At 60.1% G+C, this 9,894-nt stretch carries 8 protein-coding genes; 6 read left to right on the forward strand and 2 right to left on the reverse strand.

Annotated elements, in window-relative coordinates; translation table 11 throughout:
* Positions 1-159: 159 nt before the first annotated feature.
* Positions 160-1,653: a CoA-acylating methylmalonate-semialdehyde dehydrogenase gene (locus AC1DVH_RS20865; RefSeq protein WP_102702272.1), complete on the reverse strand. Its 1,494-nt coding sequence runs from the start codon at positions 1,651-1,653 to the stop codon at positions 160-162.
* Between the two features lie 177 nt (positions 1,654-1,830).
* Entirely contained in the window at positions 1,831-3,180 is a 1,350-nt protein-coding gene (gene aptA, locus AC1DVH_RS20870) for an omega-aminotransferase AptA (protein ID WP_477755393.1), read from the reverse strand.
* 138 nt (positions 3,181-3,318) lie between these two features.
* Between aptA and AC1DVH_RS20875 the strand changes: the two genes are divergently transcribed.
* From AC1DVH_RS20875 to AC1DVH_RS20900, 6 genes are all read left to right on the forward strand, one after another.
* Positions 3,319-4,239 carry a LysR family transcriptional regulator gene (locus AC1DVH_RS20875; RefSeq protein ID WP_477755394.1) on the forward strand — a complete coding sequence of 307 codons (921 nt, stop codon included), beginning with the start codon at positions 3,319-3,321 and terminating at the stop codon, positions 4,237-4,239.
* An 89-nt stretch (positions 4,240-4,328) separates the two neighbouring features.
* On the forward strand, positions 4,329-4,979 hold the full coding sequence (locus AC1DVH_RS20880; RefSeq protein WP_477755395.1) for a TetR/AcrR family transcriptional regulator: 651 nt from the start codon (positions 4,329-4,331) through the stop codon (positions 4,977-4,979).
* Between the two features lie 18 nt (positions 4,980-4,997).
* Entirely contained in the window at positions 4,998-5,579 is a 582-nt protein-coding gene (locus tag AC1DVH_RS20885; protein ID WP_477755396.1) for an IMPACT family protein, read from the forward strand.
* 547 nt (positions 5,580-6,126) lie between these two features.
* On the forward strand, positions 6,127-7,692 hold the full coding sequence (locus tag AC1DVH_RS20890; RefSeq protein ID WP_477755397.1) for an ABC transporter ATP-binding protein: 1,566 nt from the start codon (positions 6,127-6,129) through the stop codon (positions 7,690-7,692).
* An 11-nt stretch (positions 7,693-7,703) separates the two neighbouring features.
* Complete coding sequence (locus AC1DVH_RS20895; protein ID WP_477755398.1) at positions 7,704-8,810, forward strand: ABC transporter permease; 1,107 nt, start codon at positions 7,704-7,706, stop codon at positions 8,808-8,810.
* Positions 8,810-9,736 (forward strand): ABC transporter permease, encoded by a 927-nt coding sequence (locus AC1DVH_RS20900; RefSeq protein ID WP_477755399.1) that lies wholly within the window; start codon positions 8,810-8,812, stop codon positions 9,734-9,736. Before AC1DVH_RS20895 ends, AC1DVH_RS20900 begins: the two co-directional genes overlap by 1 nt.
* The last annotated feature ends 158 nt before the right edge of the window (positions 9,737-9,894 follow it).

The raw sequence follows: 9,894 nt of genomic DNA on the forward strand, positions 1-9,894 counted from the left end.
TTACCAAGGAGTTTCCGTTTCGACTGCGCCGGAAGTGGGGCGAATTATAGGCTTCCAGAATCTGCCGTCAACAGCTATTTTCACAAAACTGTCATATAGCTAAAAAAGCCCCAAAAACAAAAGGCCGACCCGTTGGGTCGGCCTTCTTTACCCTTCTACTTACAAGCTAGGGAAAGCGAACTGCGAAGCCTCATGGCTCGCACGCTGCGGCCAGCGCTGGGTGATGGCCTTGCGGCGGGTGTAGAAACGTACACCATCCGGGCCATAGGCATGCAGGTCGCCGAACAGCGAACGTTTCCAGCCACCAAAACTGTGGTAAGCCACCGGCACCGGCAGCGGTACGTTGACGCCGACCATGCCGACTTCGATCTCGTCGCAGAACAGGCGCGCCGCTTCCCCGTCACGGGTGAAGATGCAGGTGCCGTTGCCATACTCGTGATCGTTGATCAGTTGCATCGCCTCTTCCAGGCTGTTGACCCGGACGACGCACAATACCGGCCCGAAGATCTCTTCCTTATAGATGCGCATTTCTGGCGTGACGTTGTCGAACAGGCAGCCACCCAGGAAGAAGCCGTCCTCATGACCGGCCACGGTCAGGCCACGACCGTCCACTACCAGTGTCGCGCCAGCTGCTACGCCGTCTTCCACGTAACCGCTGACCTTGTCCCGCGCTTGACCAGTAACCAGAGGGCCCATGTCCAGACCGCAGGAAGTACCGGCACCGATCTTCAGCGCCTGGATTTGCGGAACCAGTTTGGCCACCAGAGCATCGGCAACCTGGTCGCCGACACACACGGCCACGGAGATCGCCATGCAGCGCTCACCGCAAGAGCCGTAAGCCGCGCCCATCAGTGCGCTGACAGCGTTGTCCAGATCTGCATCCGGCATCAGCACCGCATGGTTCTTCGCACCACCCAGGGCCTGAACGCGTTTACCGCGCTTGGTGCCTTCGCTATAGATGTATTCGGCAATCGGGGTCGAACCGACGAAGCTCAGTGCCTTGACTTCCGGCGCTTCGATCAATGCGTCCACTGCAGTCTTGTCACCGTGCACCACGCTCAGTACGCCTTTGGGCAAACCAGCTTCCAGCAGCAACTGGGCAATCAGCAGCGTCGAGCTCGGATCACGCTCGGACGGTTTGAGGATGAAGCAGTTGCCGCASACGATGGCCARCGGRTACATCCASAGYGGMACCATSGCCGGRAAGTTGAACGGCGTRATACCRGCCACCACGCCCAGTGGCTGGAAGTCCGACCATGCATCGATGTTCGGGCCGACGTTGCGGCTGTATTCGCCCTTGAGGATTTCCGGCGCCGCGCAAGCGAACTCGACGTTCTCGATACCGCGCTTAAGTTCACCAGCGGCGTCTTCCAGGGTCTTGCCGTGTTCTTCGCTGATCAATTGCGAGATGCGCGCTTCGTTCTGTTCCAGCAGTTGCTTGAAGCGGAACATCACTTGGGCCCGCTTGGCCGGTGGCGTGTTGCGCCAGGCCGGGAATGCAGCCTTGGCGGCGTCGATGGCGCTCTGGATGGTTTCGCGGGTCGCCAGCGGCAACTTGTGAATAGCCTGGCCGGTAGACGGGTTGAACACATCAACCGCACGACCGTTCTCAGTCACCAGTTCGCCATTGATCAAATGCGGAATAACGCTCATGGAAGCTCCTGAAAAGTTGTCCACAGGTGCCCTTCAACGGGTGCCTGCTATATAGATAGCTTTTGTAGGAGCGAGCTTGCTCGCGAAGATAGTGAGGGCGCCGCGTTCATCCAGGCAGCCCGCATCATCGTTAACGTCCATCGCGAGCAAGCTCGCTCCTACAGGTGTTTTGTCAAATCAGTCGATCTTGCTCAGCACTTCGCCGACCGCGTCGAACAGGCGATCCAGGTCCTGCGGCTTGCTGTTGAAGGTTGGGCCGAACTGCAGGGTGTCGCCGCCGAAGCGCACGTAGAACCCGGCTTTCCACAGCGCCATGCCGGCTTCGAACGGACGCACGATCGCATCGCCGTCACGAGGGGCGATCTGGATCGCGCCAGCCAGGCCGAAGTTGCGGATGTCGATGATGTTCTTGGTGCCTTTGAGGCCGTGCAGCGCATTTTCGAAATGCGGTGCGACTTCAGCCACGCTCTGCACCAGGTTTTCCTTTTGCAGCAGGTCGAGTGCTGCCAGGCCCGCGGCGCAAGCCACCGGATGCGCGGAATAGGTGTAGCCATGGGGGAATTCAACCGCGTATTCAGGCGTCGGCTGATTCATGAAGGTCTGGTAGATCTCGGAGCTGGCAATCACCGCGCCCATCGGGATCGCACCGTTGGTGACTTGCTTGGCAATGCACATCAGGTCCGGGGTCACGCCGAAGGTGGTGGCGCCGAACATGGTGCCGGTACGGCCGAAACCGGTGATCACTTCGTCGAACACCAGCAGGATGTTGTGCTGGTCGCAGATTTCACGCAGACGCTTGAGGTAACCCTGTGGTGGAACCAGCACGCCAGCGGAACCGGCCAATGGCTCGACGAAGACCGCCGCGATGTTCGACGCATCGTGCAGTTCGATCAGCTTCAACAGTTCGTCAGCCAGGGCGATACCACCCTGCTCCGGCATGCCACGGGAATAAGCGTTGCTTGCCAGCAAAGTGTGCGGCAGGTGGTCGACGTCCATCATCGCCTGACCGAACAGCTTGCGGTTGCCGTTCACGCCGCCGAGGCTGGTGCCGGCGATGTTCACACCGTGGTAACCACGGGCACGGCCGATCATTTTGGTCTTGGTCGACTGGCCCTTCAGGCGCCAGTAAGCACGGACCATCTTCACAGCGGTGTCAGCGCACTCGGAGCCCGAGTCGGTGAAGAACACGTGGTTCAGGTTGCCCGGGGTCAGGTCGGTGATTTTCTCAGCCAGCTGGAAGGACAACGGATGGCCGTACTGGAAACCTGGCGAGTAGTCGAGGGTGCCCAATTGCTTGGAGACCGCTTCCTGGATTTCCTTGCGGGTGTGCCCGGCGCCACAGGTCCACAGACCGGACAGCGAGTCATATACCTTGCGGCCCTTGTCGTCGATCAGCCAGCTGCCTTCGGCGCCAACGATCAGGCGCGGGTCGCGCTGGAAGTTACGGTTGGCGGTGTAAGGCATCCAGTGAGCATCGAGCTTGAGCTGGCTGGCCAGGGAAGTCGGGGCGTTTTCAGGCTGGTTCATGGGCGTAACCTCGCAAGGCAATAAGCGGCGTAAGGATTGAAAACCGTTGTTGCAGCTAAATTGCCACGGGGATAAAGTCGGTGAAATCCAACTTTTCTAATGTTCAGTCAGCCAACCACTAAACTTTGAGTAACCCGCATGAGCACTCGCCGTCCCGATCCGCTGGCCCAGGTCAGCGACTTTGATATCCGCCTGCTGAGGATTTTCCGCAGCGTGGTGGAATGCGGCGGCTTCTCTGCGGCGGAAACCGTGCTGGGCATCGGTCGCTCAGCGATCAGCCAGCAGATGAGCGATCTGGAGCAACGCCTCGGTTTACGCCTGTGCCAACGGGGACGTGCCGGGTTTTCCCTGACCGAAGAAGGCCGCGAGGTCTATCAATCGGCGCTGCAACTGTTAAGTGCGCTGGAAAGCTTCCGCACCGAGGTCAATGGCCTGCACCAGCACTTGCGCGGCGAGTTGATCATTGGCTTGACGGACAACCTGGTCACCCTGCCCCACATGCGCATCACCCATGCCCTCGCGCAATTGAAAGAGCGCGGTCCGGACGTGCAGATCCAGATCCGCATGATCGCGCCCAATGAGGTCGAACAAGGCGTGCTTGACGGTCGCCTGCACGTCGGCGTGGTGCCGCAGGCCAGTGCGCTCTCGGGGCTCGAGTATCAACCGCTGTATAGCGAGCGATCGCTGTTGTACTGCGCGGTCGGCCATCCGCTGTTTTATGTCGATGACAAGCAACTGGACGACGAACGCCTGAACAGTCAGGACGCCATCGCACCCACCTTCCGTTTGCCAGCGGAGATCCAGGCTCACTACCAGGCGCTCAATTGCACCGCCAGTGCCTCGGACCGCGAAGGCATGGCGTTCCTGATCCTGACCGGGCGCTACATCGGTTACCTGCCGGATCACTACGCGGGTCTTTGGGTGCAGCAAGGTCGGTTGCGCGCGTTGAAAGCGAAAACGCGCTTCTATGACCTCAGCCTGGCGTCGGTTACACGCAAGGGGCGTCGCCCGCATCTGGTGCTGGAGAGTTTTCTCGAGAGCCTGGCCGCGACGCGTTAATGAYCCTTGCGCCACATAAGGACTTGTCTGAATCCGGTGGGTACGCTATCAACGCACTGGCCGTCCCACCCATCAGTTCGGAAATGCTTATGACCTTTGAAGTCCCAGCCCACGGCGGCAAACCCGTCAGCCGCATTCGTCAGAAAAACGAAGAGACCATCATCAAAGCCGCCGAAGACGAGTTCGCCCGTCACGGGTACAAAGGCACGAGCATGAACACCATTGCCCAGAATGCCGGGTTGCCCAAGGCAAACCTGCATTACTACTTCACCAACAAACTCGGTTTGTACGTGGCGGTGCTAAGCAACATCATCGAGTTGTGGGACAGCACCTTCAACACCCTCACCGCCGAAGACGATCCGAGCGAAGCATTGACTCGTTACATCCGCGCGAAAATGGAGTTCTCCCGACGCCAGCCACAAGCCTCGCGGATTTTCGCCATGGAAGTCATCAGTGGCGGTGAATGCCTGACCGAGTACTTCAACCAGGATTATCGCGCCTGGTTTCAGGGCCGTGCGGGCGTGTTCCAGGCGTGGATCGACGCCGGTAAAATGGACCTGGTCGATCCGGTGCACCTGATCTTCCTGTTGTGGGGCAGCACCCAGCATTACGCCGATTTCGCCACGCAGATCTGCCGCGTAACCGGGCGCACCAGGTTGACTAAACAGGACATGGAAGACGCCGGGGACAACCTGATCCGCATCATTCTCAAGGGCTGCGGCCTGCAACCTGCCATTTAAGTAGCCATTCAGGTACGTATGCCTTTTACCCTCAGCGGTTTTTACGAATACCGCGAAGAGATTCGCAAGAGCAGCTTCATTACCTTCGCCGCGCCAGTCTCCAGCCCGGCCGAGGCCCAGGCGTTCATTGAACAGCACAGTGACTTGAATGCCTCGCACAACTGCTGGGCGTGGAAACTCGGCGATCAGTATCGCAGCACTGATGATGGCGAGCCCGGCGGTACGGCCGGCCGGCCGATGCTAGCGGCGATCGAAGCGCAGGATTGCGATCAGGTCGCGGTACTGGTGATTCGCTGGTATGGCGGCATCCAACTGGGCACCGGTGGGCTCGCCCGGGCCTATGGCGGTGGTGCAAATAAATGCCTGCAAGCGGCGCCAAAGATTGAGCTGATCAGCCGGGTGCCGCTGCGTTGCGCTTGCGGATTTGCCGAGTTGGCCCTGGTCAAGCTGCGGGTGGCGGAGGCAGGTGGATTGGTTGTGGATGAAACCTTCACCGCCAATGGTGTCGAGTTGCAATTGGCTGTGGGCGATGCGCAGATCGACACCTTGCAGTCACAACTGGCCGATTTGAGTCGCGGACGCATTTTGTTACAGCGCTAAAAGGCTTCCGCACAGGCTGCAATTTTTTGGGGCACGCCGCTTTTCCACTTATTCCATATTTGCCCACATCTGCTGTGCACCCGGCTGTGGATAACCTGAGCACATACGGCTGTAACCCTTGTGTCATACGGCTTTGCGAACTTTGTTCAATTTTCGTCCAATCCGCCATCAAGCAAATCAAATACAAATAAAAACAAACAGTTACGACGGTTTATCGCCTTTAGAAGAAAGCCACTCAGTGCTTATGCCCGTGCTTTGAGCTTGCGCACAAATACTGTGGAGCAATCTGTGGATAACCCGTTCATGGCCGTCTCGGCGCCCTGCACGGTATGGCTTGTGGTCAGTTGCTCATTTTTTGAGCAAAAGCGCACGAGCAAAATCAGGGCTTGATTTGCACCATTGCCCCCATGTGGTGCCGGGCTCTGCGTGGCACATTTGAAAGCTGCGTACTCAACGCCTCGGCTCACAGGACTTCGAAGTTTTCCTGACCAAGTGGCCAGAAAATTGCTTTATCCACAGGCACAAGTCCAACAGCACCGAGCCTGTCATGCCCAATCTCGCTCCAATTCCTGATCCGATTCCGCGCCTGCAACTGCGCAAAATCACAAAACGCTACCCCGGTTGCCTGGCCAACGACGCCATCGACCTGTCCATTGCCCCTGGCGAGATCCATGCCCTGCTCGGCGAAAACGGCGCGGGCAAAAGCACGCTGATGAAGATCATCTACGGCGTCACCCACGCCGATTCGGGCGAGGTGATCTGGCAAGGTCAGCAGGTGAGCCTGCGCAACCCGGCCCAGGCGCGCGGTCTGGGAATCGGCATGGTGTTCCAGCATTTTTCGCTGTTCGAAACCCTGAGCGTGGCGCAGAACATTGCCCTGGCCATGGGCGCGGCGGCAGGCACACCCAAACAGCTTGAGCCGAAGATTCGCGAAGTGTCCCGCCGCTACGGCATGGCGCTGGAACCGGAGCGACTTGTCCACAGCCTGTCGATCGGTGAACGGCAAAGGGTGGAAATCATTCGTTGCCTGATGCAGGACATCCGCCTGTTGATTCTCGATGAGCCGACTTCGGTGCTGACGCCGCAAGAGACCGACGACTTGTTCGTCACCCTGCGCCGGCTCGCTGCCGACGGCTGCAGCATTTTGTTCATCAGTCACAAGCTCGGGGAAGTCCGCGCGTTGTGCCACAGCGCAACAGTTTTACGAGGCGGTCGGGTGGCCGGGCATTGCGTGCCGGCCGAGTGTTCGGATCAGCAACTGGCGCGCTTGATGGTCGGTGAAGCAGCGGAGTTGATCGCAGACTATCCGAAGGTTACTGGAGGTGATGCGTTCCTTGATGTCCGTGGCTTGTCCTGGCACAACCCGGACCCGTTCGGCTGCTCGCTTGCCAACATCGACCTTGAAGTGCGCGGCGGTGAAATTGTCGGCATCGCCGGTGTCGCCGGCAATGGCCAGGATGAGTTGCTGGCCTTGCTCAGTGGCGAAGCACTGCTGCCCCGCAACGCCAGCGCGACGATCCGATTTGGCCAGGAGCCAGTCGCCCATTTGCGTCCCGATGCTCGCCGCCAACTCGGCCTGGCGTTCGTCCCCGCCGAACGCTTGGGTCATGGCGCGGTGCCGGAGCTGAGCCTGGCGGACAACACTCTGCTGACCGCTTTCCAGCAGGGATTGGTGAGTAACGGCCTGATTCAGCGCGGCAAAGTCGAAGCACTGGCCGAGGAAATCATCCACCGTTTCGGCGTCAAGACACCCGATAGCCAGGTGTCGGCCCGCAGCCTGTCCGKAGGCAATTTGCAGAAATTCATCCTCGGCCGGGAAATCCTTCAGCAACCGAAACTGCTGGTGGCCGCGCATCCAACCTGGGGTGTGGATGTCGGCGCCGCCGCCACCATTCATCGCGCCTTGATTGCCTTGCGCGATGCCGGCGCGGCGATCCTGGTGATTTCCGAAGACCTCGACGAACTGCTCCAGATCAGCGACCGCCTCGGCGCCTTGTGCGGCGGTCGGCTGTCGGCGCTCCACGCCACAGTGGATACGCGCCTGAGYGATGTCGGCGGCTGGATGGCCGGCCAGTTCGGTGCCCCTCAATCACTCGCATCCGCCACGCGCTAACGGAGTGTCACATGCTGCTTTCTCTTGAACCCCGTGGCCAGCAATCGCGCCTGATGCTGTGGTGCTCGCCGTTGCTGGCGGCTGTCCTGACCCTGGGCTGTGGATCACTGTTTTTTATCGCGCTCGGGCACGACCCGCTACTGACCTTGCACACGCTGCTTATCGCACCGGTCAGCGACCTGTACGGCGTCTCTGAACTGTTGGTCAAAGCCCTGCCGATTCTGCTCTGCGCCCTGGGCCTGGCCGTCGCGTATCAGGCGCGTATCTGGAACATCGGTGCCGAAGGTCAACTGCTGCTCGGCGCGTTGGCCGGCAGTGCGCTGGCGGTGAACATCATCGATATGCAAAGCCGCTGGGCGCTGGTGCTGATCCTGCTCACAGGCACCCTGGCGGGTGCCGCGTGGGCCGGCCTGACGGCGTGGTTGCGCACGCGCTTCAACGCCAATGAGATCCTGACCAGCATCATGCTCAACTACATCGCACTGAACCTGTTGCTGTTCTGCGTTCACGGCCCTTTGAAGGATCCCGCCGGGTTCAACTTCCCCGAGTCAGCGATGTTCGGTGACGCCAGCCGCATGCCGCTGTTGATGGAGGATGGCCGGGTGCATGCCGGAGTGTATCTCGCCCTGCTCGCGTTGGTGGCGGTCTGGGTGTTGTTGCAAAAAAGCTTTGTCGGTTTTCAGATCAAAGTGCTCGGGCTGGACAAACGTGCCGCCGGTTTTGTCGGCTTTCGCGAGAAGCGCCTGATCTGGCTCGCGCTGTTGATCAGCGGTGGCCTGGCTGGGCTGGCGGGTGTGTGCGAAGTCACCGGCCCCATCGGCCAGCTGGTGCCGCAGGTCTCGCCGGGCTACGGCTATGCGGCGATCACCGTGGCGTTTCTCGGCCGCCTGAATCCTGTCGGCATCCTGTTTTCCAGCCTGTTGATGGCGCTGCTGTACATCGGCGGCGAAAGCGCACAAATGAGCCTGAACCTGCCGCAAGCGATTACCCAATTGTTCCAGGGCATGATGCTGTTTTTCCTGCTGGCCAGTGATGTGCTGATTCTCTACCGACCGCGCTTGAACCTGCGCCGGACCCGTCGCGCCCAAGCCACCGCCGTACAAGCAGGAGCGCTGTGATGGATATCGATCTGCTGAGCAATATTTTCTACGCCATGGTCCGCTGCGGTACGCCGTTGCTGCTGGTGGCGCTGGGGGAACTGATCTGCGAGAAAAGCGGCGTCCTCAACCTGGGCCAGGAAGGCATGATGCTGTTTGGCGCGGTGATCGGTTTCATCGTCGCGTTCAACACCGCAAACCTGTGGCTCGGCGTGTTGCTGGCGATGCTTGCCGGGATACTGTTGTCGTCTCTCTTTGCCTTGGTGGCTCTGGTGTTCAACGCCAATCAGGTGGCCACCGGGCTAGCCCTGACGATTTTCGGTGTGGGCCTGTCGACCTTTGTCGGTGCGGCGTGGGTCGGCAAACCGCTGGCGGGTTTCGAGCCGATGGCGATTCCGTATTTGAGTGAGCTCCCGCTGATCGGACGGATGCTGTTTGCCCAGGATCTGCTGGTGTATCTGTCGTTCGCGTTGTTTGCATTGGTGGCCTGGGTGATTCTGAAAAGCCGCATCGGGCTGATCATTCAAGCGGTCGGCGAAAATCCCGACGCCGCCAGCGCCATGGGCTTGCCGGTTTTGGTTGTACGCACGTTGGCGGTGTTGTTCGGCGGCGCAATGGCAGGGTTGGCCGGGGCTTATCTGTCCCTGGCGTACACGCCGATGTGGGCGGAGAACATGAGCGCCGGGCGCGGCTGGATTGCCCTGGCGCTGGTGGTGTTCGCCAGTTGGCGGGTGTGGCGCCTGCTGCTCGGCGCGTACCTGTTCGGGCTCGCCAGCATCCTGCACCTGGTGGCGCAGGGGTTGGGGCTGGCAATTGCGTCCAGTCTGCTGGCGATGCTGCCGTATGTCGCGACCATTGTGGTGCTGGTGCTGCTGTCACGGGATGCGCTGCGGACACGGTTGTATGCGCCGGTGTCGTTGGGGCAGCCGTGGCAGGCTGGGCATTAGTGATTGACTGGTCTGGCCTCATCGCGAGCAAGCTCGCTCCCACATAACCGCGTCTTGCGCAATTAATGTGCCTGGCGCAGACCCTGTGGGTGCGAGCTTGCTCGCGATTGCGTCCGCACAGGCAACACCTGAGCAATGCCCCACGCCAATTCAAACAC

Source organism: Pseudomonas sp. P4_C3, from assembly GCF_056402075.1.